Origin of the sequence: Nonomuraea sp. NPDC049646 (genome assembly GCF_044465525.1) — a bacterium.
Taxonomy (GTDB): Bacteria; Actinomycetota; Actinomycetes; order Streptosporangiales; family Streptosporangiaceae; genus Nonomuraea.
In genome coordinates this window covers 205,288-227,974 of the sequence record NZ_JBITLU010000011.1, presented here as the reverse complement: position 1 = coordinate 227,974, position 22,687 = coordinate 205,288, and the positions used below count along the sequence as shown (strand labels likewise).

The window sequence follows — 22,687 nt, the reverse complement described above, 5'->3', positions numbered from 1 at the left end:
CGGGGAAGGCCGACCTCAGGGAGGCGCCGTTGATCCCACCGCGCATCGTGCGCCGGATCGTGCTGGCTCCGCTCGTCATCGCGGTCACCGTGGTGGTGCTGGTGACGTTGCCGTTGTGGCTGCTGGTCACGTTCGGGGCGTCCTTGCGGCTGCCGCCGCCGCAGCGCAGGGGGTTGCGGTTCGTCTGGTTCGCCGCGGCCTGGCTGACGCTGGAGTCGGCGGTGCTCATCGCGTGCCTCGGGCTGTGGCTGTCGGGGGCGTTCGGGCGGGCCCGGCGCCAGGAGCGGCACTACGCGCTGATCCGCTGGTTCCTGGCCAAGGTGTACGCCGCGGCGGTGCGCATCTTCCGGCTGACCGTGGACGTCGAGGAGCCCGCGCCGACCCCGCAGGAGCGCGCCGCCCGGCTGAGCCGCCCGGTCGTGGTGCTCTCCCGGCACGCCGGGCCCGGCGACTCCTTCCTGCTGATCTACCACCTGCTGGCGGTGTACGGGCGGCACCCGCGGATCGTCATGAAGGCCGCCCTCCAGTACGACCCGTCGCTCGACGTCGTGGTCAACCGCCTGCCGAACGCCTTCGTGCCGCGGCGGTCCGGCCGCGAGCGGGTGATCGAGGAGATCCGGCGGCTGTCGGCGACCATGGACGACCGCGACGCGCTGGTGATCTTCCCCGAGGGCGGCAACTTCACCCCGCGCCGGCGGCGGCTGGCGATCCGCCGGCTGGAGGACAAGGGGCTGGCCGAGGAGGCGGAGCGGGCGCGCGGCATGACGCACCTGCTGCCGCCCCGGCCGAACGGGGCCATCGCCGCGATCACCGCCTGCCCGGAGGCCGACGTGGTCTTCGTCGCGCACACCGGCCTGGACGACCTGGTCACGATCGGCGACGTGTGGCGCAGGCTGCCGTACGCGGCGCGGATCACGGCCAGGTGGTGGCGGGTGCCGGCGGCCGAGGTGCCCAGGGACGACCGGAAGAGCCAGGTCCGCTGGCTGTACTCCCACTGGGAGGAGATCGACGCCTGGATCACCGCCCAGGGCGAGCGTGCCCGGCGCGATCAGGCCGAGGGGGCGCCCGGCGGCAGGTAGGGCACGGGGGCGGGGCCGTCGCGCAGCAGGCCGAGCAGGGCGTCGGTGTCCAGGTGCTGCTCGACCAGGTCGCCGAGGGCGTCGAGGCGGGCCTCGCGCAGGCGGCCGAAGTCGGTGTCAGGGGCGGGGACGAAGGCGCGCCCGGCGCGTTCGGCCACGTCGGCCAGGAAGGCCCGGCGGAAGGCGTCGTTCTCCAGGGCGCCGTGCCAGGTGGTGCCCCACACGTCGCCGGCGCGGCAGCCGTCCAGGAAGGGCTCGCCGCCCTCGACCGTCGCGCGTCCGTGGTGGATCTCGTACGCGCTGACCGGCTGCCCGTAGGCGTGCCCGACCGGCCGGGCGAGCCGCTTGTCGGGCGCGAACTCGACGCGCACCGGCAGCAGCCCGAGCCCGTCCACCCGGCCCGCCCGCGACTCGACCTCGTCCACGATCTCCCGGCCGAGCATCTGGAACCCGCCGCAGATCCCGAGGACGGGCCCGCGCCGCGCGAGCAGGGCGTCGGCCAGGCCGGTGCGCCGCAGCCAGGCCAGGTCCTCGACCGTGGCCCGCGAGCCCGGCAGCACCACCAGGTCGGCGTCGTCCAGCTCGACCGGGTCGGTCACGAAGCGCACGACCACGCCGGGCTCGGCGGCCAGGGCGTCCAGGTCGGTGAAGTTGGAGATCCGGGGCAGCCGGACGACCGCCACGCGCAACGTCTGCCTGCCCAGCGGCCGGCCGGTCGCGACCCGGCGGTTGTCCAGCGCGAGGGAGTCCTCGACGTCCAGCCAGAGGCCGTCGAGCCAGGGCAGCACGCCGTACACCGACCGGCCGGTGAGCTTCCTGAGCATGTCGAGGCCGGGTTCGAGCAGCTCGCGGGCGCCCCGGAACTTGTTCACCACGAACCCCGACACGAGGGCCTGGTCGGCCGCGTCCAGCAGGGCGACCGTGCCGTGGAAGGCGGCGAACACGCCGCCCCTGTCGATGTCGCCGACCACGACGACGGGCAGCCCGGCGGCCCTGGCCAGGCCCATGTTCGCGATGTCGCCGCGGCGCAGGTTGATCTCCGCGGGGCTGCCGGCGCCCTCGCAGATCACCACGTCGTACTGGGCGCGCAGCCGGTCCAGGGACGCCAGGGCGGTGGCCCGCAGGAGGTCCTTCAGCGCGCCGTACTCCATGGCGTCCACGTCGGCGACGGGCTCGCCCAGGAGCACGACCTGGCTGCGGCGGTCGCTGCCCGGCTTGAGCAGGACGGGGTTCATGTCGGCGACCGGTTCCAGCCCGGCGGCCTGGGCCTGCATGGCCTGGGCGCGGCCGATCTCGGCGCCGCCGGCGGTGACGTAGGAGTTGAGCGACATGTTCTGGGCCTTGAAGGGCGCCACGCGCACGCCCTGGCGGGCCAGCCAGCGGCAGATCCCGGCGGTCACCACGCTCTTGCCCGCGTCGGAGGTGGTGCCGGCGACCAGCATGGCGCCCGTGACCTGCCCAGCATTCATGCGATCACCGTACATGAGCCCCAAACTGCGAAATTTCCCAGAAACCGCCCATTTACGAATCGTGTGACTTCTGCCACTCTGGCTAGAACGTTCGCCTAGAACAGAATTCTAGATTTTCCTACGGGAAGGGTGAGCATGGTCAGGACGTTGGGTTCGCCGCGTGCCGGCGTCATCGACGCGGGGACCAGGGCGCCGTTCGGCTGGGCGCCGCTGGTCGTGCTCTTCTTCGTCGGGCTCGTGGACCGCATGGAGTACAACCTGCTGTCGGGGGTGCTGCCGCTCGTCCAGAAGGAATGGGGCTTCAGCGACACCGCCGCGGGCTCCATCCCGACCGCCGCGGCGCTGGCCGCCGCGATCGTCTCCCTGCCCGCGGGCTTCCTGGCCGACCGGTTCAGCCGGACGCGGATCATCGCGGTGGTCGTCCTGCTGTGGGCCGTCGCCACGCTCGGCTCGGGCCTGGCCACCGGCTTCGTGATGTTCTACCTGATGCGGGTGCTGCTCGCGGCGGCCGAGAACATCGACAACCCGGCCGCCGGCAGCCTGCTCGCCGACTACTACCCGCCGGTCAGCCGGGCCAAGGCGTACGGGCTGACCCGCGTCACGACCTACCTCGGCGGCATCGGCACGCTGCTGGGCGGCGTGCTGGCCGAGGTGTTCTCCTGGCGGACCGCGTTCCTGGTGATGGTGGTGCCCGGCGTGCTCACGGCGGTCCTCGTCTGGTTCCTGCGCGAGCCGGGTCGCGGCGACCTGGACCGGATGGTCGCCGGAGCCCCCGCCGAAACCGCGGAGCCGGCCGAGCGGGCCACCCCGCCCAAGGCGCCCTTCTGGCAGCAGTTCGGGCAGGTCATCCGCATCCCGACGCTGCTGTACGTCTGCGTCGGGCTGGGCCTGCTCACCCTCGGCCTGGCCGGGATCTTCTACTGGCTGCCCACGCTCATGGTCCGCGAGTACGGCGTCGGCGTCGGCGCCGCCGGCTCGCTGAGCGGCCTGATCACCATCGCCGGGACGCTGGCCGGCACCCTGGTCGGCTCCTGGCTGGGCCGCAGGTGGCACGGCACCCGCAAGGGCGGCAGGCTGCTGGCCGGCGGCGGCGGCATCACGGCGGGCGCGGCCGTCCTGGCCGGGGCGCTGGCCATGGACTCGATCGGCCCGATGACCGCGCTGGTCCTGCTGGCCTGCTCGCTGATGTCGATCGCGATCCCGAACATGACGGCCTGCGTGGCCGACGTCGTCCCGGCCGCCGCGCGCGGTCTCGGCTTCGCCGTCCTGCAACTGCTCATCACGGCGGCAGGGGCGTTCGGCTCGCTCGTCGTCGGCATCGCCTCCGACCGGTTCGGCTCGCTGATCGGCGGCATGTACCTGCTGGTCGTCCCCATGATCGTGGGCGGCCTCCTGACGCTCGGCGCCCGCGCCTCCTTCGAGCGCGACGCCGGGCGGGTCATGGACGCCGCCCGCGCCGGCTAGGACGGCAGGCAGACGGTCAGCGCGCCCGGGACCACCTTCGCCTTGATCTTGGTGGTGGCCTCGCGGTCGCCGCCGTCCAGCTCGTACGTCATCGGCGACCCGAACCGGGCCGTCACCTTGCGCGCCCGGGTGATGCGCACGAACGGCGAGTCCTCCGACCGTCCGGCGGCCATCTTGCCCATCACCCGGGCCCACTGGATCGGCCCCTTGGCCGTGGACAGCCCGACCTCCAGCCAGCCGTCGTCGGGCCGGGCGTCGTCGAACGCCTCGACCCCGCCGGCGAGCGTGCCCACGTTGCCGAGCAGCAGGCAGCTCGCCTCCCCCTCGAACCAGGTGGCCCCGTCGACCTTGACCGTCATCGGCACCAGGGGCCCGCCGACGTGCCGGACGGCGGCCTTGACGTAGCTCAGCTTGCCGAACTTCCGCTTGGCCTTGCCGTCGGCCTCGGCGATCATCTCGGCCTCGAACCCGGCCCCGGCCATGACGGCGAAGTGCTCGCCGTTGAGCACCCCGAGGTCCAGCTCGGCACGGCGGCCCTCGAAGCCGATCCGTACGGACTCCTCCAGGTCGGTCGGGATGCCCAGGTTGCCGGCGAACAGGTTGGCCGTCCCGGCGGGCAGGATCGCCATCGGCACGCCGGAGCCGGCCATGGCGTCGGCGCAGCGCTGCACCATGCCGTCACCGCCCCAGACGAACACCAGGTCCGCGCCCGCCTTGAGCGCCTTGCGCACCTTCTTGGGCGCCTTCTTGCTCTTGGGCACCTCGTGCCAGATCAGCTCGCCGACGTCCCGCTCGGTGAGCAGCACGCGCAGCCGGTCCAGCCCGGCGCCGAGGATCTTCTTCTGATGTGCGACAACCGCGATAGTGGGGGACACTCCTCCCTCACTACCCGGCCTTTACCGGGTTATTAATGGGTTTCGTACGGGTAGCGGTGGCCGAATGCGCATCCAGGACTGGTTCCTCACCGAGGAGGAACGCGACAACCGGGCGACCGGCCTCGACGCGTGGTCCAGCGGCAACGACGTACGGCCGCTGATCCACGGCGCCACGTACTTCGCGGAGCTGAAGACCTGTCTGGAAGCGCTGCGCAAGGACGACCTGCTGCTGTTCGCCGACTGGCGGGGCGACCCCGACGAGCGGCTGACCGACGACGGCCCCACGGTGAGCGCCGCCCTCGGGGCCGCGGCCGAGCGCGGCGCCGTCGTCAGGGGCCTCATCTGGCGCTCGCACCTGGACCGCCTGCGGTTCAGCGCGGCCGAGAACCGGCACCTGGGCGAGAAGATCGAGAACGCGCACGGGCAGGCGCTGCTGGACACCCGGACCAAGCCGGGCGGCTCGCACCACCAGAAGTTCGTCATCATCCGCCACGACGGCGACCCCACGGCGGACGTGGCCTTCGTCGGCGGCATCGACCTGTGCCACAGCCGCCGCGACGACGCCGAGCACCTGGGCGACCCGCAGTCCTGCCCGATGCCCGACGTGTACGGCCCCCGCCCGCCCTGGCACGACATCCAGCTCGCCATCCACGGCCCGGCGGTCGCCGAGGTGGAGAAGACCTTCTGCGAACGCTGGGAGGACCCGGCCCCCGAGACCAGGGACCCGCTGCGCCGCCTGCGCGACCACTTCAGCAAGCTGGACGACGCTCCCCCGCTGCCCGAGCCGGGACCGCCGCCCCCGCGGGCGGGCACCCACCACGTGCAGCTCCTGCGCACCTACCCCGCCCGGCACAGCGCGTACCCGTTCGCGCCGGACGGCGAGCGCAGCATCGCGCACGCCTACCACAAGGTGCTCGGCAGGGCCCGGTCGCTGGTGTACCTGGAGGACCAGTACCTGTGGTCCACGGACGTGATCGAGCCGTTCGCCCGGGCGCTGGAGCGCGAGCCGGAGCTGCGCATGATCATCGTGGTGCCGCGCCACCCCGACCAGGACGGCTGGCTGGCCGGCCCGGCGAGCCTGATCGGCCGGGTCGAGGCGCTGGACCGGCTGATGCGGGCCGGCGGCGACCGGGTCGCGATCTACGACCTGGAGAACCACCAGGGCACCCCCGTCTACGTGCACGCCAAGGTGTGCGTGGTGGACGACGTGTGGGCCTCGGTCGGGTCGGACAACGTCAACCTGCGCTCGTGGACCTACGACTCGGAGCTGAGCTGCGCCGTCCTGGACGAGCGGGAGGACCCGAGGCCGCCGCACGGCGCCCTGCGCTTCGCCCGCGACCTGCGGCTGACGCTCATGGCCGAGCACCTGGACGAGGAGTCGGAGTCCGGCCGGGACGAGCTGTGCGACCCGGTCGCCGCCTTCGACGCGTTCGCCGAGTCGGCGGCCCGGCTGGAGGCGTGGCACTCGGGCGGCTGCCGGGGCCCGCGCCCGTCCGGCCGGTTACGCCCCCACCCGGCCCCCACGCTGTCCCGGGTGCGCAGGGCGATGGCCATGCCGCTCTACCGGTTCGCCGTCGACCCCGACGGCCGGCCGCCGGAGCTGCGGAGATCGCGGAGGTTCTGATGAAGACATTCCTGCTCGACCGGCTGGGACCACGGATGACGGTCGCGGCGTTCGCCGTCGCGCTCATCATGATCCCGTTCTCCCTGCTGCTCGTCGTGGCCAAGATGCCGCTCAACCGGCTGGACGCCGGGGTGGCCCACGAACTGCACGAGTACGCGCTCGCCCATCCCGGCGTGACCAGGGTGCTCATCGTCTGGACCGACCTGTTCGGGCCGTGGCCGTGGCGCGTCGCGGTGGCGGCGTTCACGATCTGGCTGCTGGCGCACGGCAGGCGAAGGCTGGCCCTGTGGGCGATCACGACCGTGACCGCGGGCGGCCTGATCGGGCTCGGCCTCAAGATCCTCGTCGCACGGGTGCGCCCGCACCTGCCCGACCCCGTGGCGCTCGCGCCCGGCGACTCCTTCCCCTCCGGCCACGCGGTCAACGTGACGCTCGGGGCTGGGGTCGTCACCCTGCTCCTGCTGCCGATGCTGCCCCGCTGGGGGCGCCGGCTGGCCTGGGTGCTGGCCTGTTTCGTGGTGGTCTCGGTGGGCTTCACCAGGATCGCCCTCGGCGTGCACTGGGTGAGCGACGTCGTGGCGGGGGTCGTGCTGGGCGTGGCGGTGATCGCCGCGACCGCGGCGGCGTTCGAGACGTGGCGGCGCGACACGGGCCGCCGGCCCACCGCGCCGCTGACCGAAGGTATGGAACCCGAACCGGTGAAGGTGCCCGATGAGCAAAGCTGAGCATGTCCGGTACTACGCGTTGACGCTGGTGTTACCTCTGGTGCTGATGGGCGCCGTCACGTACGGCATGGGGCTGCTCATCGTCGGCGTCCCCCAGCCCGGCGACGTGGCCGTGAGCAAGGGCTTCGCCTCCATCCGCACGTCGCTGTGGAACACGCTCACCGACTACGGCACCAGCCTGTCGGACACGCCCTACGTCGTGGCGTTCACGGCGGTGGCGGTGGTCCTGTTCCGGCTGGTCTACAAGCGCTGGCGGGAGTCGATCTTCATGATCGCGGCGGTCTGGGGCCAGTCGCTGGTCTTCCTGGCCACCACCGAGCCCGTCGGCCGCAGCCGTCCGCCGGTGCCCCACCTCGACCCCGCGCCGCCCACCTCCAGCTTCCCCTCGGGGCACGTCAGCGCCGCCGTCGCGTTCTACTGCGGGCTGGCGCTGGTGCTGACGACGCACGTGCGCAACCGGGCCCTGCAGGTGGTGATCTGGACGATCGGGATCGCCGCCCCGCTGATCGTCGCCTTCTCCCGGCTCTACCGCGGCATGCACTTCTTCTCGGACGTGACGTGGGGGCTGCTGCTCGGCGTGTTCTGCGTGGTGGTGGCCGCCCGGTCCGTCCTCTACCGCACCTGGGACAGACGGCCGGCGGCCGCGGTGGGCGACCGCCGGCGTCCCGCCCCCGTCCGGGACTAGCGGCGGTGGTGGACGGGCTCGCGGCGCGCCCGCCGGCGGCCGGTCGGCCGTCCGGCGGGCCGCCCGGCCTGCCTCCTCCGCCGTCCGAGCAGGTAGGCGGCGGCCAGGATCGCCAGCCCCCAGGGGGTACGGGCCAGCCAGCGCGCCACGAAGATCTTCATGAACTTCTTCATCCCCGCCCGCTGCCCCCATCGGGCCCCGTGATGCGAAGGCCCGGCCCCACCAGGGACCATGCCGCCGCGGCGCCTACCATACGGCCCATGACCACGCACGGATTCACGCTCACCGCGAAGGGCCCGTTCGACTTCGGCGCCGCGCTGCGCTTCGTCGAGGACTGGCCGGCCACCAGCGCGCTCCCCTCCGACGGCCGGACGCTGCGCTTCGCCTACTGCGCCGAGTCCGACTGGCTGCCGATCGGGGTGAGCGTCACCGCCGCCCCCGGCGGCGTCGCCGTCACCACCACCCGGGCACCCGGCCCCGCGATCCGCGGCGAGATCGCGCGCATCCTCTCCCTCGACGTGGACGCCACCGGCTTCGCCGAACTCGGCACGGCCGACCCGGTACTCGGCGACGTGCAGCGGGACCGCCCGGGGCTGCGGCCGGTGTGCTTCTGGAGCCCGTGGGAGGCGGCCTGCTGGGCGGTGATCGTGCAGCGCTCGTCGATGCTCGTCGCCGCGCGCGTCAAGCAGCGCATCGCCGACCGGTACGGCGCCGCCGTCACCGTGGACGGGCAGGCGTACCAGGCGTTCCCGCCGCCCGTGAGCCTGGTGGACGCGGGCGGTCTCGGCCTGCCCGCGCAGAAGGAGGAGTGGCTGCGCGGCCTGGCGCGGGCGGCGCTCGACGGCGTGCTCACCACCGAGCACCTGCGCTCGCTCACCCCCGAGGACGCCCTGGCCGAACTGCGCGCGCTGCCCGGCGTGGGGCCGTTCTCGGCCGGGCTGATCCTGATCCGCGGAGCCGGCGCGCCCGACGCGTTCCCCGGCGACGAACCCCGGCTGTTCGGCATCCTGCGCGAGGCGTACGGGCTGCCCGAGGACGCCCCCGCGGCCGCCTACCGCAAGCTCGCCGAGGCGTGGCGGCCCTACCGGTCGTGGGCGTCGTTCCTGTTCCGCGCCACCGGCTACCGGACCGCGAGCGACTGAACCCGCGCGCATGGCCCGCGAGCCCGATGATCCTTAGAGTGGTCGCCATGACCGACGACGCCGACATCCGGGCCGGCGACCACGACCGCGACCAGGTGGCCGACAGGCTGCGGCAAGCGGTCGCCGAAGGCCGCATCAGCCTCGACGAGTTACGCGAACGCATCGACCGCGCCTACGCCGCCAGGACGGTCGGCGAGCTCGGCGCCCTCGTCGCCGACCTGCCGGCCCTCTCCCCGGCTCCCGCCTCCTCCGACGTGCTGCGGATGCACACCGAGCACTGGCGGGTGAGCCGGGCCGGGCGGTGGGTGGTGCCGCCGCGCATCGACGTCCGGCTGGGCGTCTGGGGCACCGCGACGCTCGACTTCCTCGCCGCCGAGTGCCCCCATCCCGAGGTGCTGGTGCAGGTGACGATCACCTCATGGTTCGGCGACCTGCACCTGAAGGTGCCGCACGGCTGGCGGGTGCGCGCCGACGAGGTGGTCTCCCCCGGGCTCGGCCGGGTCCACAACAAACCGGTCGAACCGCCCGCCGCCGACGCGGTGGTCCTCCGCCTCTCCGGCCACAGCCGAGGCGACATCTGGATCCGCTACCGATCCTCCATGGCCTGACGTCTTCTCATACAGGCACCTGACCACTTCGCTCTCGATCATCTGATCACCTCGCGTTGATCACCTGACGGTCCGCCCCCGTCCGAACAGGCTCTCCCGCCGTCCGGGCCGGGGGCATGGTCGTCACAGGGCCGTCAAAGCGGCGAGTTCGCGCCATTCGGGGAGGGGCACGTCGCCGGGGCGGTCGGTGAGGACCTGGAGGCACACGTGGTCGGCGCCCGCGTCGAGGTGGGCCCGTACGCGCTTCTCGATCGCCGCCGCGTCGCCGTGGGCCACGATCGCGTCCACCAGCCTGTCGCTGCCGTGCTCGATCTCGTCCTCGCCGAAGCCGAGCCTGCGCAGGCTGGCGGCCTGGTGGGGCGCCCCCGTCCGGTAGAAGGAGACGTGCTCCGCGGCCACCTCGCGGGCCCTGGCCGAGTCGTGGTGCAGCACGACGGCCTGCTCGACGGCCAGCAACGCCCCGGGGCCCATCGCCTCCCTGGCCCGCGCGGTGTGCTCGACGGGCACGAAGTACGTGTGGGCGCCGAGCGTACGCCGGGCCGCCAGGCCCAGCATCTTCGGGCCGAGCGCGGCCAGCATGCGGCGCGGCGCGTGCGCCGGGGCCGCCGATTCCAGCGGGACGGCGTCCATGGCGTCGAGGTAGCCGCCCATCGTGGTCACCGCCCGGCCCAGGCTGGGGATCTTGTAGCCGTCCATCTGGATCGGCTCGTCGCTGATGCGGTGGCCGCCGAGGCCGAGGACGTACCGGCCGGGGTGGGCCTCGTTGAGCGCCCGTTCGGCGGCGGCCATGGAGATCGGGTCGCGCAGGGCGATGTTGGCGATGCCGGCGGCCACCGTGATCCGCCTGGTCGCCGAGAGCAGCAGCCACGACTGGCTCACCGAGTCGCGGCCGAACCCCTCGCCGAACCACAGGGCGCCGTACCCCAGCTCCTCGATCTCGGCCGCGGCCTCCTGCGCCTCTCCGGCGGGGCGGGCGTCGAGGGCGAACGTCCACAGGCCCACCTTGCCCAGGCGGGGTCCGTCGTCGGTCATGGGTCACCGTCCCGTCTATGCGGAGTACTTCTCCGGTTACGTCCGGGACTATAATCGGAGACGTTCTCCGATTTCAACCCGCGGGAGTGTCCAGTGCCGGCACGGGCCATGCGCGCCGACGCGCGCCGCAACTACGAGCAACTGGTGGCGGCGGCCATCGCCGTGGTCGCCGAGGAGGGGCCGGACGCCTCGCTCAACGAGATCGCCAGACGCGCCGGCGTCGGGGCGGGCACGCTCTACCGGCACTTCCCCACCCGCGAGGCGCTGCTCGCGGCCGTGTTCGAGGGGCGGCTGACCCGGTTGTGCGCGCGGGCGGAGGAGGCGGGCCGGGCGCTGCCGCCCGGCGAGGCGCTGGTGGCCTGGCTGCGGTCGCTGGTCGCGCACGCCATGACCGACCGGGGGCTCGGTGCCCGGATGATGCTCACCCAGGACGGCGCGGGCGTCGACTGCTGGGCGATGTTGCGCGCCGCCGCCACCCGGCTGCTGCTGCCCGCCCAGGAGGCGGGGGCCGTGCGCGCGGACGTCGAGGTCGCCGACCTGGTCGAGCTGGCGGCGGGCATCGCCCAGGCCACCTCCGACCCGGCCCGCGCCGACCGCCTCCTCACCCTCACCCTGGACGGCCTCCACCCCCGCCCCTGACCCCCGTACGACCCCTCAGCGGGCCGCCGTCGCGAACGCGGACATCCCGGCGGCCCAGGCGGCCTCGATGTCGGCGCCGGGCGGGAAGCGGCCGTCGAGTTCGAGCATGACCAGGCCGTGGGCCAGCCCCCAGACCGCGCGGGCGGCGGCCTCGCCCCGCACGATCCGGACCAGCGGCAGCGCCGCCCGCTCCTCCACCCCGGCGGGCAGCAGGTCGCGCGGCAGCGGCCCCGCGCTCATCAGCCGGTACAGATGCGGATGGGCCAGCGCGTACGCCCGGTAGGCCCGCCCGAGCACCGCCAGCCCGCCACGGCCGTCCCGCTCGGCGCCTTCCAGGGCGGCGGCCAGTTCGGCGAGGGCGACGGCGATGAGTTCGGCCTCCACCGCCGACTTGTCGGGAAAGTGCTTGTAGAGCGAGGGCGCGCGGATCCCCAGCCGGGCGGCCAGCGCGCGCATGGTCAGCGCGTCCGACCCGCCCGCCTCGACCAGCTCCCGCGCCGCCGCGACGATCTGCCCCGCCCGCGGCGACAGCTCAGCCACGCGCGCTCCGCGGGCCGTGGCCGAGGAGACGGGCGACGGCGACGTACGTCATCCAGGCCAGCCCCGCCGTGAAGACCGGCACCCAGCCCAGCGGCGAGACCGAGTAGCCGACCAGCACGGCCAGCGGGATCCACGGACGGTGGGCGAGGTCGTGCGCCACCGCCGGCCCGCCGAACCTGGTCGCGTACGGCGCCAGCACGAACAACGCCGAGCTGACCGGCGTGGCGCCTCCGTGCTTGACCACCTCGAAGACGAGGAACGCCAGGCAGAAGGCGGCGAGCGCCGCCCACCCGGAACGGCCGGCCACCCGCCTGACGGTCACCGCGGTCATGACGCCCTCCTTAGGAGCTAACGCTGTTAGCCGGAACTCTAGGCTAACGACGTTAGCCTGTCCAGGACCAAATAGGGTGGAACCATGATCGATCGGGAGGTGGCCGTGCTCATCGGCCTGCAGGCCTCCGGCAAGTCCACCTTCTACCGGCGCTGCCTGGCCACCACGCACGCGCACGTGAGCAAGGACGACTTCCCCAACGCGCGCCGCCGTCAGCACCGCCAGCTCCGGCTGATCCGCGAGGCGCTGGAGGAGGACCGGAACGTGGCCGTGGACAACACCAACGCCTCGCCCGAGGAGTGGCAGCCGCTCATCGTGGCCGGCCGCGAGCACGGCGCGCGGGTGGTGGCCTACTGGTTCCCGCCCAACGTCAAGGGCTCGCTCCAGCGCAACGCCGAGCGGACGGGCCGGGCCAGGGTCCCCGAGGTGGGCGTCTTCGCCACGCTCAGACGGCTGCGCCGGCCGCGCGCCTCCGACGGCTTCGACGCGGTGTACGCGGTGGAGTTCGACGGCCGCGGCGGCTTCCTCGTCCGCAGGCAGGACGGCTGAACCGGCGCCCGGTCAGGGGCGGCGGGTGGCGAAGCGGTAGGCGATCTTGGCGGGGGTCAGCCAGCGGACGTGGGCGCCGTTCCGCGCCCGGCTGACCACCCGTTCGGCCAGCCACGGCGCCACCGTCTCCACCGGGTCGGCGAGGATGGCGAAGATGCGGGCCGACCGTTCCCGCTCGGCCGCCGAGTAGCCGTGCGTCAGCAGGTCGGTCATCACCATGCCGGGGCTGAGCAGGCCCGCCGTCACCCCGTCGGGGGCCTCCTTGGCCAGCGCCCTGGTCAGGTATGTCACGGCCCGCTTGGTGGCGCCGTAGACGGCGAGTCCGGGCACCGTCCGGCCGTCGCCGCCCAGCCCCTCCATGTTCCAGACGTGGCCGCCGCCGTCCTGCGCCGCCATGCCGGCCACCGCCACCGCGCAGCCGTTGACCGTGCCCAGCAGGTTGACCTCGGTCACCGCGCGGGCCTCGTCGGCGGGCAGCCGCCACAGCGGGAGGCGGTCGTGGGAGATCCCGGCGTTGTTGACCCAGATGTCCACCCGGCCGTGCCGCCGTACGGCCTCGTCCCAGAGGTCCTGGAGGCGGGCGCGGTCGGCGACGTCGGCCACCACGGCCGGCACGCCGAGCTCGGCCCCCGCCGCGGCCACGCGGTCCGGGTCGGCGCCGCACACGGTGACCCGGTGGCCGAGGGCGGTCAGCGAGCGGGCGAGGCCGAAGCCGAGGCCGCGGGTGCCGCCGGTGATCACGATCGAACGGGACGCGCTCACGCCTCGTGCTCCTTCCTGGCCGCCACGGTCGCCTCGATCGCGTCCGCGAGAAACCGGCCGACGACCTCGCGCTCGGCCGGGGTGAACGCGTCGATCGCCGCGGTCAGCCGCCGGACGAGCGGCGCGAAGAAGGCGCCCGCCAACTCGACGGCCTGCTCGTTCATGACGACCTCGACCTTGCGGCGGTCGCCCTCGTCGCGCCGCCGCACGACGTGCCCGGCCTGCTCCAGCCGGCCGAGGAGGGCGGTGGTGGCGGGGGCCGAGAGGTTCAGCGCGGCCCCCAGCCCGCCGGGCGAGAGCGGCCGGCCGGCGAGGTGGGCGTCGAGGATGACCACCAGGGCGTTCATGTCGGTCCTGTGCAGCCGATGCCCGACCGCGAAGCCCTCCACGAACCGGTCGCTCTCCACGTTGAGCCGGCGGATGAGGACCATCAGGTCGTAGGCCGTCATGTCACCCCTTATATTTCTATCGTGGAAGTATTCCATCGTAGAAAGAAAACGTTAGCCGCGATCCGCCCTGAGACGGTACTCGTCGCGGGGGTGGTCGCGAGCGCCGTCCTGACCGGCCTGATCTGGTTCCTGGGCCGGTGGCTGGACGACGTCGTGCTGCTGCCCGACCAGGGCGCGTCCTGGTACTACTGGAAGCTGCCCGAGCCCACCGTGTGGACCAGGCTGTCGGCCTGGGCCGGTTACGCCGCCCACCAGCTCGTGTTCTGGTGGCTCATCCACCACGCCCAGACCCGGGTCCGCCGCTACTCCGCCGGTCTCCACCCGGTCAACATGGTCGCGCTGGCGGTGAACGCCGGGTTCGTCGCCCTGCACACCGTGCAGACCCACCTGTTCTACGACGGCCTGGCCCAGGACGTGTCGATCTACAGCTCCCAGGGCTCGGTCGTCCTCCTGCTGGTCGTCGTCCTGATCATGGAGAACCGGCGGCGCGGCCTGTTCCTCGGCCGGCCCGCGCCCATCAGGCGGGAGATCGTCGACTTCGCCCGCCGGTACCACGGCTACCTGTTCAGCTGGGCGGCGGTCTACACCTTCTGGTACCACCCGGCCGAGTCCACGCCCGGCCACCTGATCGGCTTCTTCTACATGTTCCTGCTGCTGCTCCAAGGCAGCCTCTTCCTCACCAGGGCGCACACCAACCGCTACTGGACGGTGACGCTGGAGCTGGCCGTCGTGGTCCACGGCACCCTGGTGGCCGTCATGACCTCGGGCCCGGACGGATTGTGGCCGATGTTCCTGTTCGGCTTCCTCGGCGTCTTCGTGATCACCCAGATGCACGGCCTGGGCCTGTCCCGCGCCGCCCGCTGGGCGCTGACCGGCTGCTACGGGGCGGCCCTGATCGCCGTGTACGCCCTGCGCGGCGACCTCGCCGGCACGAACGAGGCGATCAGGATCCCGGCCATCGAATACCTGCTGGTCGGCGTGCTGGCCCTGCTCGCCTGGGGAGCCGGCCGCCTGTGGGCGCTCAGAGCGGGAGCGGGACCCGGTCGAGGAACCAGTACAGGCTGACCGCCACGATCGACAGCGACACCGCGGCCACCGTCCAGCGGGCCGCGGCCGTCCGCCGCAGCAGCACCAGCAGCGGGAAGAGCACGGCGATGATCGCGAGCTGGGTCACCTCGATCCCGACGTTGAAGCTCAGCAGCGACAGCAGCAGCTCCCACGACCCGCTCTCGCGGATGTCGAGCGCGCCCGCGAAGCCCAGCCCGTGCATCAGGCCGAAGGCGAAGACGACGGGCAGCCGCCAGGCGCCCGGCCGGTCGCGGCCCAGCAGGTTCGCGACCGCGACGACGACGATCGAGGCGGCGATCACCGGCTCGACCACCGCCGCCGGCACGGCCACCACGCCCATCGCGGCCAGCAGGAACGTGATGCTGTGGGCGACCGTGAAGGCGGAGGCGGTGACCACGACGTCACGCGCGCCGCGGGCGCCGATGATCAGGGTGAGCAGGAAGAAGACGTGGTCCAGCCCGAGAGCGAGGTGCTCGACGCCGAGCAGGAAGAACTCCCCGATCTGGCCGGCCGGCGCGCGTTCGGCCAGGCGCAGGGTCGGGCTCGCGGCGGTCAGGACGGCCGAGCCCCGCTCGCCGGCCAGGTCGTAGCGCAGGAGCGTCTGGGTGCTGTGGACGAACGTCTCGGCGTCGGGGAACAGGGCGCTGGAGATCGTGTGCTCGCCCCCGTCCACCGCCGGGCAGGCGTAGGCGAGGGTCAGTGTCGCGAAGGCGGCCTTGCCGCGCGGGTGCACGTCCGCCCCGCCCACCTGCCGGGGGACGCACGGCCGGTCGGCGCGGGCGACGGCGAAGCGCCGGGTGACGTAGCCGAACACGGCGTCGCGGTTGACCGCGAGCTGCCGGAGCTGCTCGGCGCGCTCCTTGGCCTCGTACGCCTCGGCGTAGAGCCAGGCGGACTTCATCAGCAGGTCGTACTCCAGGTCCAGCACGACCCTGACGTCGGTGGCGGTGCCGGTCACCTCGGCGTGGGCCTTCGTGGTCGCGTCGTGCGCCGCCGCGGGGGCGGGATGCAGCAGGTCGGCCAGCGCCGCGCACAGGATGACGGCCAGGACGACGGCGTACGGCCAGCGCCTGCGAGGCATGTCTCGTGTCTCCAGGATCAGGGGGAAGGGCGCCGCCCCGGGCGCGGGCCCGGGGCGGCGCGGGGGGGCGGATCAGCGGGTGAACCAGCGGTACATGGGCGAGTCCTTGTCCCACTTGCCGGGACGTCCGTGCTCGTCCTTGGTGACGAAGACGCTCGGCTCGGACGCGGTGACGCCGCCGCCCGCGGAACGGGCCGTGACGAACCAGGCGTAGGCCGTGTCGTCCTTGAGATGCTGCCAGGTCACCGAGGCGACCTGGCCCGAGGCTGCGGCGCTCCTGCCGATGATCTTCGTCGGCTTGTAGAGCGCCAGGGAGTCGGTCCTGAAGCTCGTCGTCCGGGTGGTGAGGTCGACGGGCAGGACCATGTTGTCCTCGCGCCCGTCGTAGCGGCGCAGCGGGTCGAACTCGCCGGCGCCGAAGTCGCCGAGCAGCGGCGAGTAGGTGTCCACGCTCAGCTCGGCCCGCTTGACGTCGAACTGCAGCAGCCGGAAGTAGCTGGCCCCGAACTGGAGCTGGTCCTCCGGCTTGTAGCCGCCGACCTCGGTGAGCCCGAGCCGGTCGGCCGAGACCGTGTAGAACTGGTAGTCGGCCAGCAGCTCGACCACGCCGTTGCCGACCTGGCCGACCCTCGGCTTCACGTTGGTGCCCACGCCGTGCTCGTGACCGGCCAGGATGAGGAAGACGTTCGGGTTCTTCTCCACCACCGTCTTGTAGAGCATCGAGCCGTCGGGGGCGGAGAAGGCGGCGCCGCGGCCGTCGGGGCTGGTGCTCGGCACGAGGTAGTCGTGCGAGAGCAGGATGCCGTTGCGGTCGGGGAACTTCTTGAAGACCGAGTCGGCCCACTCGGCCTCCTCCCTGGTCACGCCGTACGACAGGCCGACGACCACGAAGTCCAGGCCGCCCGCGGAGAACAGGTCGTAGTGGTTCTGGTTGTCGCCCTCCTTCCACGGGCCGCCGTACTTGGCGTGCCGCCAGCCCTGGGAGGCGTCCTGGTAGCGGGACGGGCCGTAGTACCTGTTGTAGATCGCGCCGGGGCCGTCCTCGGTGCCCGACTGGTTGTCGTGGTTGCCGGCGATGACGCCGTTCGGGATGTTCGCCTGGTCGAGCACGCGCTGCTGCTTCGACGACACCTCGAACTCGCCGACGACCTCGCGCTGGGTGGCCTCGTCGGCGGGCTTGCGGATGTTGTTCTCGATGATGTCGCCGGTGTGGGCGACGTAGGAGATCTTGCGCTGGTCCTTGTTGGCGGTGATCCAGTTGACGATGCCGGCGTAGGCCGACTCCCACACCGCGCGCTCCTGCGGGGTCTCCTGCTCCACCGCGCCCTCGGAGATGTACTGGGTGTCGGTGAAGTGCACGATCGAGAAGTCGTAGGTGGCGGGGTCGGCGAAGCCGTTCGGGTCGCCGGGGTCGATGTCGTCGGCGAACGGGTCCTCGCCGGTCACCATGACGTGCACCCGCTGCCGGTCCACGTACTCGGGGCCGACGACGGCGGTCAGGACGGTCCTGCCGTCGGCCCCGCCGCGGGCGCTGGTCAGCAGGTCCCACGCCTTGGCCTCGGTGTTCCAGGCCCGCAGCGAAGCCAGGCGCTCGGGGTCGACGACGCCCTCCCAGCGCAGCACGGGCGCGTCCACGTGGCCCTGCACCTTGACGTCGAAGCGCTGGTAGACGAGGTCGCGGCCGGTGGGGGCGTCGAGCGTGCGGCCGTCGCCGGGCTCCAGCCCGTCGGCCGTGATCCGCTGCTCGCCCGGCACTTTGAGCGTCGTGGGCAGCGTCGTGGCCGTGCCCTGGTACGCCTCGTCCGGGGTGAGGATCTTGGCCTCGGAGAAGGTGGCCGTCACCGGGCCGCCGCCGGGCTCGCCGACCTTGGCCGACAGCGTGACGGGGCCGGTCACGTCGGCCGTCCCGGAGGCCGGCGTGAGCTCGGCGGGGGCGTCCGGGATGCCGGCCGACTCGAAGACGATCTCCCGGGCCGCGGTGTTGCCGAGCCCGTCGGCGCCGGTGACCGACAGCGTGTGCCGGCCCGCCTTCAGCCCGGGGCCGATCCGGGCGCCCAGCTCCACGGCCTGGCCGTCGAGCTTGACGTCCGGCCCGGACACGACGCCGGAGGCGTCTTCGAGCTTGACGTCCAGGACGACCGTCGCGGTGATCTTCTCGTCCGCGGCGGGGACGCTGCGCGCGACCTTCGGCGCGGAGTTGTCGGTGATCAGGACGCGTTCGGCGGTCTGGCCGGAGGTGGACCTGGCCGCCAGGGTGTGCCGGCCGTCCTTGATCGCGGTGGTGTCGAGGTCGGCGCGCAGGCCGCGAGCCGGGGCGTCCACCAGGAACTCCAGGTCGATCTCGGTCAGCGGGTTCGCCGTGTCGCCGCAGTTGCCGTCGCCCATGGCGTACGACGGCTTGATCATCTGGCCGGCCGCGGTGCCCTGCGCCGGGGTGAGAACGATGTTGGAGATCGCGAAGTCGTCCCGGTTGGCGCCGCAGGACGTCGGGTACGTGCCGGCCACGAAGTCGATCGTGTTCCAGCCGGGCACGAGGTACTCGTTCGGGATCGGCAGGTCCACCCGGCGGCTCACGAAGTCGCCGTCGAGCACCACCTTCTGGCCGTTGACCAGCACGAAGTTCTGGTAGCGGGCCTCGATCGAGTTGCTGCCCACCGTGAAGCCGAGCGTCGCCTGGCCCGCGCCGAGCGTCTCGGTGACGTGCACGGCCGGGGCGTCGATCGTGTAGCGCAGCTCGGCCTCGCGCGGCAGGGCCTGGTCGCTGCCGCAGTCGCCGTCGCCCAGCGCGTACGAGGGCTTGACGTCCTTCCCGGTCACCGTGGCGCCGTCGAGGGTCAGGGCGAGGTTCGCGATCGTGAAGTCGTCGCGGTTGACGCCGCAGGCGTCCTTGTAGTCGCCGGTGACGACCTTGATCGTGTTCTCGCCCGGCGTCAGGAACCTGGCCGGGACCGCGACGGTCACCCGCCGGCTCGCCCAGGTGCCGCCCAGGTCGATGCGCTTGCCGTTGACCAGCAGGAAGTCGTCGTACTTGTCGTCGATCGAGTCCGCGCCGACGTCGAAGGCGAGCATGGCGGCGCCGTTGCCGAGCGTGGCCCTGGTGACCGGCTTGCCGCCGTCCACGGTCAGCGACTCGACGCCGCCCGCGCCGGCCGCCGGGACGGTCGCGTTCACCGTCCTGACGCCGGCCACGAGGGTGCCGTCGGTGGGCATCAGCCGCGGCGCGCCGGCCGGGGCGTTGTTCACCGTCACGGTGTTGCGGACGGTCGCGCCCGCCGCGGTGGCGGCGCTGAGGACGTGCTCGCCGTTGGCCAGCCCGGTGGTGTCCAGGTCGGCGGCGAGGCCGGTCGTGCCCCGCGGGTCGGACTGGGTGAAGAACTTGAGGGTGGCGCGCTTGAGCAGCGTGGTGTTGCTGCCGCAGTTGCCGTCGCCGAAGTTGAGCGTGTACGGGTTGTCCTCGCCGTCGGCCACCTCCCCGAGCAGTTCGAGGCCCACGTCCGAGAGCACGAAGTCGTCGTGGTTCTGGCCGCAGGACGACTGGATCGTGCCGACCACGATCTCGACCGTGTTCTCGCCCTTGACCAGGTGCTCGTTCGGGATCTCGATGGTGGCCCGCTGATTGGCGAAGTTGCCGATCTCGGCCTTGTATCCGCCGTTGACCTGCACGTAGCTGTGGTACTGCGCCTCGGTGGAGTTCGAGCCGACGTCGAAGGCCAGCTTGGAGACGCCCACCGTCGCGGTGGCGGTGACGGGGGCGCCGTCGAGGTCGAGCTTCGTGACGCTGTCGCCGGCCGTGACCGGGACGGCGGCGACCTTCGCGGTGCCCTCCAGGTAGGAGCCGGTGGCGGGGGTGAGCGCGGGCGGGGCGGGGGTGCTCGTCGGGGTGGGGGTCGGCCGGCCGCGGCCCTGCTCCCCCGGGTCGGCGTACGCCGCCGTGACGAGGCCGCCCACCAGCACCGCCGCGAACGCGGTGGTGACGACGAGCCGTCCCCCGCTCCTCGAACCGCCTGATAACTGTCGTGCTGCCATCGGCTGCATCGGGTCCTTCCATGACGTTCACGGGCAGCCGATGAGGCGGCGTGCCCTTCGAGCGGACACGTTGGAGCGCACGGGTGAACGTTGTGCATGGAGAGACTGAAGGGGCGGGGAACTGTCTCCTCATTCTGGTCATCTGTCCACAGACAGGAACAACCCCGACAAGAGAGACGGCGTGACCCGCGGCCCGCGGGCCGGGTGTCACGCCGTCGTGCCGCTCAGGCTCAGCTCTGGTGCCCCGGGAGGTTCTTGCCTTCCTGGGACTTGTTGCCGGAGGACTTCTTGTCGGTGCCGGTGCGGCTCTGGGTCGAGGAGCTCCGGCTCTTGTCCTTGTCCTTGTCGCCCGTCTTCGTCTTGCGGGCCTTGCTCTGCGGCATGACGGTTCCTTCCTTCGGTACGCGGAGTCAGCGGGTCGCTTGGCTCCGTAACTGCGCGTGCCCGTGGCCCGGACGGTCATACGGCAGGCCGGTCAAGGTTTCCTCAATAGCCCGAAATATCCATACATGTGACGCCGATCGCCCGGCGTCGTCGTCAGATCTCGATCACGGCCTTCCCCGGCACGCCGCCGCGCTTGTCGCGGAACGCCCGCCCGGTCTCGGCCAGCGGGTACACCGCGCCGACGTGGGCGCGCAGCAGCCCGGCCCCGGCCCGCGCGGCCAGCTCGGCGAGCTGGGCGCGGTCGGGCTCGACGATGAAGAACACCGCCCGCCCGCCCTCGGGCACGACCGGCGGCGGCGCGGTGATCGAGACCAGCGCTCCCCCCGGCTTGACCTTGGCCGCCGAGCGGGCGAGCAGGTCGCCGCCGATCGTGTCGAAGATCAGGTCCACCGGCTCGACCGCCTCCTCGAACGGCTGCCGCTCCAGGTCGACGAACTCGTGCGCCCCCAGCTCCACCGCCAGGCCCGCGACGCGCCCCCGTCCGGTGGCGATGACGTGCGCGCCGGCCCGGCGGGCGAGCTGGACGGCCAGCGTGCCCGTGCCGCCGCCCGCGCCGTGGACGACGACCGTCCGGCCCGCCTCCAGGCCGCCGTGCGTGAACAGGCCCTGCCAGGCGGTCAGCCCGGCGAGGGGCAGCGCGGCCGCCTCGGTGAAGGTGACGTTCGGGGGGATCGGGGCCAAATCACGCGCCTCGACCGCGACGTACTCCGCCGCGCCGCCGTCGCGGTGCCAGTCGGTCAGGCCGAAGACGCGGTCGCCCACGGACAGGCCGGTGGTGCCGTAGGCGACCTCGGACACCACGCCGGCCACCTCGTGGGCGGGCACGGACGGCGCGCGGTCCCGCCCTGCCCGGTCGGTCCAGGTGCCCGGCCAGTCCAGCTCGTCAGGGACGAAACCGGCCGCGTGCACGCGCACCACCACGTCGCCGGTGGCCGGGCGCGGCACGGGCACGTCCTCCAGGACCAGGTCGCCGCCGGGCCGGTGCGCGCGTATCGCTCTCATGGTCATCGCCTCTCCGTTCATCGTCATTGTCGGCGACAGGACGGGACGGCGGCCCGAAGTGTGACAGCGACGCGCCGGTCAGGGCCAGGCCCACCGGATCCCGACCAGGCCCGGCTGGAGGGCGGCGGCCATCAGGTGGACGGCGTGCTGGGCGTTCAGCGTCAGCTCGGAGGCGGTCAGCTCGCCGCCGCCGGGTCCGCGGCGGGCGAAGCGGTGGATGCGCACCGGCAGCTCGACCGGGTCGAAGGCGACGCGCAGCACGTACTGGCCGGCCGGGAAGCGGAAGCCGCGCTCGTAGAAGCAGGACTCGGCGCCGCTGAGGTCGGCGATCTCGTACCGCAGGACGTGGGTGTCGCCGACCCGCAGCGACCGGTCGAACAGCAGCTCGGCGACCACCGTGGCGGTCTCGCCGTCCCTGGTGACGCGGCCGACGCGGCAGTCCTCCAGGGCGGCGACGGTGACCCGGTCCACGTCGCAGCCGGCGTCGCCGCGGTAGATCATGATGTAGCGGTCGGCGCCCTCCTCGTGGGCCTGCACCACCTGCGTGGTCTCGCGGGTGGTGAGGCTGCGGTCGGGGCCGATGCGCAGCGACTCGTACATCACGGCGATGTGCAGGCGGCGGTCGTCGGCCACCGCGTCCAGCTCGTCCAGCATGGCGGAGACCACCTGGGCGGGCCGGAACAGGGTCGAGTACGCCACCCCGGGCGCGCGGCCGCGCGGCTTCGGCGGCCCGAGCAGCCCGATCAGCGAGCGCGGCGGCAGGTCGAGGATCTCCTCCAGGGCCCCCACGGCCCGCAACGACTCCTCGCGCTCCGGCCGGCGCAGGCCCTGCTGCCAGTAGCTCAGCGTGCTCACCCCGACGTGGAGGCCGCGCTGTGCCAGCCGGTGGCGCAGCCGTTCGAGGGTCAGCCCCCGCGCTCCGACCGCGGCCCGCAGGGCGACGTGAAAGGGGCCGGCGCGCAGCGCGGCCTGGAGCTCATCCGCCACGTTGTGAATGTTCACAGATTTCCACAGATTCGTCATCACTTCATGAACGTCATGAAATGTCACCTTCCACAGTGATCTGTCAGGGAAATCCGCTCCCTCTTGTCCG

General features: G+C 72.8%; 23 protein-coding genes. 10 read left to right on the top strand and 13 right to left on the bottom strand.

Going from position 1 to position 22,687, the window contains the following annotated elements:
• Nucleotides 1-29: 29 nt before the first annotated feature.
• Nucleotides 30-1,079 (top strand): 1-acyl-sn-glycerol-3-phosphate acyltransferase, encoded by a 1,050-nt coding sequence (locus tag ACIBQ8_RS31505; RefSeq protein ID WP_397193681.1) that lies wholly within the window; start codon nt 30-32, stop codon nt 1,077-1,079.
• Here ACIBQ8_RS31505 and ACIBQ8_RS31500 read toward each other — a convergent pair.
• Complete coding sequence (locus ACIBQ8_RS31500) at nt 1,049-2,548, bottom strand: cobyric acid synthase (protein WP_397193680.1); 1,500 nt, start codon at nt 2,546-2,548, stop codon at nt 1,049-1,051. The two genes, ACIBQ8_RS31505 and ACIBQ8_RS31500, sit on opposite strands and share 31 nt — an antisense overlap.
• A 135-nt stretch (nt 2,549-2,683) precedes the next feature.
• On the opposite strand from ACIBQ8_RS31500, the gene ACIBQ8_RS31495 reads away from it, so the two are divergent.
• Nucleotides 2,684-4,012, top strand: coding sequence for an MFS transporter (locus tag ACIBQ8_RS31495; protein WP_397193679.1), 1,329 nt, complete (start codon nt 2,684-2,686; stop codon nt 4,010-4,012).
• On the opposite strand, the gene ACIBQ8_RS31490 is transcribed toward ACIBQ8_RS31495, so the two are convergent.
• Nucleotides 4,009-4,887 carry a diacylglycerol/lipid kinase family protein gene (locus ACIBQ8_RS31490; protein WP_397193678.1) on the bottom strand — a complete coding sequence of 293 codons (879 nt, stop codon included), beginning with the start codon at nt 4,885-4,887 and terminating at the stop codon, nt 4,009-4,011. The genes ACIBQ8_RS31495 and ACIBQ8_RS31490 overlap by 4 nt on opposite strands.
• Before the next feature lie 64 nt (nt 4,888-4,951).
• Between ACIBQ8_RS31490 and ACIBQ8_RS31485 the strand changes: the two genes are divergently transcribed.
• From ACIBQ8_RS31485 to ACIBQ8_RS31475, 3 genes are read left to right on the top strand one after another with little or no spacing between them, the layout of a single operon-like run.
• The gene (locus ACIBQ8_RS31485) at nt 4,952-6,511 is read left to right on the top strand and encodes a phospholipase D family protein (protein ID WP_397179297.1); all 1,560 of its coding nucleotides are present in this window, start codon (nt 4,952-4,954) and stop codon (nt 6,509-6,511) included.
• Nucleotides 6,511-7,236, top strand: a complete 726-nt coding sequence (locus ACIBQ8_RS31480) for a phosphatase PAP2 family protein (protein ID WP_397179296.1) — start codon at nt 6,511-6,513, stop codon at nt 7,234-7,236. The genes ACIBQ8_RS31485 and ACIBQ8_RS31480 overlap by 1 nt, the downstream gene beginning before the upstream one ends.
• A complete protein-coding gene (locus tag ACIBQ8_RS31475; protein WP_397179295.1) occupies nt 7,223-7,921 on the top strand; it encodes a phosphatase PAP2 family protein in 699 nt (232 codons plus the stop codon). Before ACIBQ8_RS31480 ends, ACIBQ8_RS31475 begins: the two co-directional genes overlap by 14 nt.
• Here ACIBQ8_RS31475 and ACIBQ8_RS31470 read toward each other — a convergent pair.
• Nucleotides 7,918-8,082 (bottom strand): DUF6203 family protein, encoded by a 165-nt coding sequence (locus ACIBQ8_RS31470; RefSeq protein ID WP_397179294.1) that lies wholly within the window; start codon nt 8,080-8,082, stop codon nt 7,918-7,920. The genes ACIBQ8_RS31475 and ACIBQ8_RS31470 overlap by 4 nt on opposite strands.
• Before the next feature lie 99 nt (nt 8,083-8,181).
• Between ACIBQ8_RS31470 and ACIBQ8_RS31465 the strand changes: the two genes are divergently transcribed.
• Both ACIBQ8_RS31465 and ACIBQ8_RS31460 read left to right on the top strand, forming a co-directional pair.
• Nucleotides 8,182-9,063: a DNA-3-methyladenine glycosylase family protein gene (locus ACIBQ8_RS31465; protein WP_397193677.1), complete on the top strand. Its 882-nt coding sequence runs from the start codon at nt 8,182-8,184 to the stop codon at nt 9,061-9,063.
• A 47-nt stretch (nt 9,064-9,110) separates the two neighbouring features.
• Nucleotides 9,111-9,671 carry a DUF1707 domain-containing protein gene (locus ACIBQ8_RS31460; protein WP_397179292.1) on the top strand — a complete coding sequence of 187 codons (561 nt, stop codon included), beginning with the start codon at nt 9,111-9,113 and terminating at the stop codon, nt 9,669-9,671.
• A gap of 123 nt (nt 9,672-9,794) precedes the next feature.
• Here the strand turns inward: ACIBQ8_RS31460 and ACIBQ8_RS31455 are convergent, their stop codons facing one another.
• Nucleotides 9,795-10,703 (bottom strand): TIGR03620 family F420-dependent LLM class oxidoreductase, encoded by a 909-nt coding sequence (locus tag ACIBQ8_RS31455; protein WP_397193676.1) that lies wholly within the window; start codon nt 10,701-10,703, stop codon nt 9,795-9,797.
• 93 nt (nt 10,704-10,796) lie between these two features.
• Here ACIBQ8_RS31455 and ACIBQ8_RS31450 point away from each other — a divergent pair, with 93 nt between their 5' ends.
• Nucleotides 10,797-11,342: a TetR/AcrR family transcriptional regulator gene (locus ACIBQ8_RS31450; RefSeq protein ID WP_397193675.1), complete on the top strand. Its 546-nt coding sequence runs from the start codon at nt 10,797-10,799 to the stop codon at nt 11,340-11,342.
• A gap of 15 nt (nt 11,343-11,357) precedes the next feature.
• Here ACIBQ8_RS31450 and ACIBQ8_RS31445 read toward each other — a convergent pair whose 3' ends face one another.
• Both ACIBQ8_RS31445 and ACIBQ8_RS31440 read right to left on the bottom strand, forming a co-directional pair.
• A complete protein-coding gene (locus tag ACIBQ8_RS31445; RefSeq protein ID WP_397193674.1) occupies nt 11,358-11,882 on the bottom strand; it encodes a TetR/AcrR family transcriptional regulator in 525 nt (174 codons plus the stop codon).
• A complete protein-coding gene (locus ACIBQ8_RS31440; RefSeq protein WP_397179288.1) occupies nt 11,875-12,213 on the bottom strand; it encodes a hypothetical protein in 339 nt (112 codons plus the stop codon). Before ACIBQ8_RS31440 ends, ACIBQ8_RS31445 begins: the two co-directional genes overlap by 8 nt.
• An 84-nt stretch (nt 12,214-12,297) precedes the next feature.
• On the opposite strand from ACIBQ8_RS31440, the gene ACIBQ8_RS31435 reads away from it, so the two are divergent.
• Nucleotides 12,298-12,762: an AAA family ATPase gene (locus tag ACIBQ8_RS31435; protein WP_364336419.1), complete on the top strand. Its 465-nt coding sequence runs from the start codon at nt 12,298-12,300 to the stop codon at nt 12,760-12,762.
• Nucleotides 12,763-12,774: 12 nt separating this feature from the next.
• On the opposite strand, the gene ACIBQ8_RS31430 is transcribed toward ACIBQ8_RS31435, so the two are convergent.
• On the bottom strand, nt 12,775-13,524 hold the full coding sequence (locus ACIBQ8_RS31430; protein ID WP_397179287.1) for an SDR family oxidoreductase: 750 nt from the start codon (nt 13,522-13,524) through the stop codon (nt 12,775-12,777).
• Nucleotides 13,521-13,973: a MarR family winged helix-turn-helix transcriptional regulator gene (locus ACIBQ8_RS31425; protein WP_397179286.1), complete on the bottom strand. Its 453-nt coding sequence runs from the start codon at nt 13,971-13,973 to the stop codon at nt 13,521-13,523. The genes ACIBQ8_RS31430 and ACIBQ8_RS31425 overlap by 4 nt, the downstream gene beginning before the upstream one ends.
• Nucleotides 13,974-14,063: 90 nt before the next feature.
• On the opposite strand from ACIBQ8_RS31425, the gene ACIBQ8_RS31420 reads away from it, so the two are divergent.
• Complete coding sequence (locus ACIBQ8_RS31420) at nt 14,064-15,038, top strand: hypothetical protein (protein ID WP_397193673.1); 975 nt, start codon at nt 14,064-14,066, stop codon at nt 15,036-15,038.
• Here ACIBQ8_RS31420 and ACIBQ8_RS31415 read toward each other — a convergent pair.
• From ACIBQ8_RS31415 to ACIBQ8_RS31395, 5 genes are all read right to left on the bottom strand, one after another.
• Complete coding sequence (locus ACIBQ8_RS31415) at nt 14,995-16,122, bottom strand: HupE/UreJ family protein (protein ID WP_397193672.1); 1,128 nt, start codon at nt 16,120-16,122, stop codon at nt 14,995-14,997. The two genes, ACIBQ8_RS31420 and ACIBQ8_RS31415, sit on opposite strands and share 44 nt — an antisense overlap.
• 72 nt (nt 16,123-16,194) lie before the next feature.
• Nucleotides 16,195-20,148, bottom strand: coding sequence for a metallophosphoesterase (locus ACIBQ8_RS31410; protein WP_397193671.1), 3,954 nt, complete (start codon nt 20,146-20,148; stop codon nt 16,195-16,197).
• Between the two features lie 230 nt (nt 20,149-20,378).
• Entirely contained in the window at nt 20,379-20,531 is a 153-nt protein-coding gene (locus tag ACIBQ8_RS31405) for a hypothetical protein (protein WP_397179282.1), read from the bottom strand.
• Nucleotides 20,532-20,685: 154 nt separating this feature from the next.
• Complete coding sequence (locus ACIBQ8_RS31400) at nt 20,686-21,594, bottom strand: NADP-dependent oxidoreductase (RefSeq protein ID WP_397193670.1); 909 nt, start codon at nt 21,592-21,594, stop codon at nt 20,686-20,688.
• A gap of 78 nt (nt 21,595-21,672) precedes the next feature.
• On the bottom strand, nt 21,673-22,581 hold the full coding sequence (locus ACIBQ8_RS31395; RefSeq protein ID WP_397179280.1) for a hypothetical protein: 909 nt from the start codon (nt 22,579-22,581) through the stop codon (nt 21,673-21,675).
• Between the last annotated feature and the right edge of the window lie 106 nt (nt 22,582-22,687).

Coding starts and splice junctions, on each gene's coding strand:
- ACIBQ8_RS31500 (WP_397193680.1), bottom strand. CDS start 2,548: ATGAATGCTGGGCAGGTCACGGGCGCCATGCTGGTCGCCGGCACCACC.
- ACIBQ8_RS31495 (WP_397193679.1), top strand. CDS start 2,684: ATGGTCAGGACGTTGGGTTCGCCGCGTGCCGGCGTCATCGACGCGGGG.
- ACIBQ8_RS31485 (WP_397179297.1), top strand. CDS start 4,952: ATGCGCATCCAGGACTGGTTCCTCACCGAGGAGGAACGCGACAACCGG.
- ACIBQ8_RS31480 (WP_397179296.1), top strand. CDS start 6,511: ATGAAGACATTCCTGCTCGACCGGCTGGGACCACGGATGACGGTCGCG.
- ACIBQ8_RS31475 (WP_397179295.1), top strand. CDS start 7,223: ATGAGCAAAGCTGAGCATGTCCGGTACTACGCGTTGACGCTGGTGTTA.
- ACIBQ8_RS31470 (WP_397179294.1), bottom strand. CDS start 8,082: ATGAAGATCTTCGTGGCGCGCTGGCTGGCCCGTACCCCCTGGGGGCTG.
- ACIBQ8_RS31465 (WP_397193677.1), top strand. CDS start 8,182: ATGACCACGCACGGATTCACGCTCACCGCGAAGGGCCCGTTCGACTTC.
- ACIBQ8_RS31460 (WP_397179292.1), top strand. CDS start 9,111: ATGACCGACGACGCCGACATCCGGGCCGGCGACCACGACCGCGACCAG.
- ACIBQ8_RS31455 (WP_397193676.1), bottom strand. CDS start 10,703: ATGACCGACGACGGACCCCGCCTGGGCAAGGTGGGCCTGTGGACGTTC.
- ACIBQ8_RS31440 (WP_397179288.1), bottom strand. CDS start 12,213: ATGACCGCGGTGACCGTCAGGCGGGTGGCCGGCCGTTCCGGGTGGGCG.
- ACIBQ8_RS31435 (WP_364336419.1), top strand. CDS start 12,298: ATGATCGATCGGGAGGTGGCCGTGCTCATCGGCCTGCAGGCCTCCGGC.
- ACIBQ8_RS31425 (WP_397179286.1), bottom strand. CDS start 13,973: ATGACGGCCTACGACCTGATGGTCCTCATCCGCCGGCTCAACGTGGAG.
- ACIBQ8_RS31415 (WP_397193672.1), bottom strand. CDS start 16,122: ATGCCTCGCAGGCGCTGGCCGTACGCCGTCGTCCTGGCCGTCATCCTG.
- ACIBQ8_RS31410 (WP_397193671.1), bottom strand. CDS start 20,148: ATGGCAGCACGACAGTTATCAGGCGGTTCGAGGAGCGGGGGACGGCTC.
- ACIBQ8_RS31405 (WP_397179282.1), bottom strand. CDS start 20,531: ATGCCGCAGAGCAAGGCCCGCAAGACGAAGACGGGCGACAAGGACAAG.
- ACIBQ8_RS31400 (WP_397193670.1), bottom strand. CDS start 21,594: ATGAGAGCGATACGCGCGCACCGGCCCGGCGGCGACCTGGTCCTGGAG.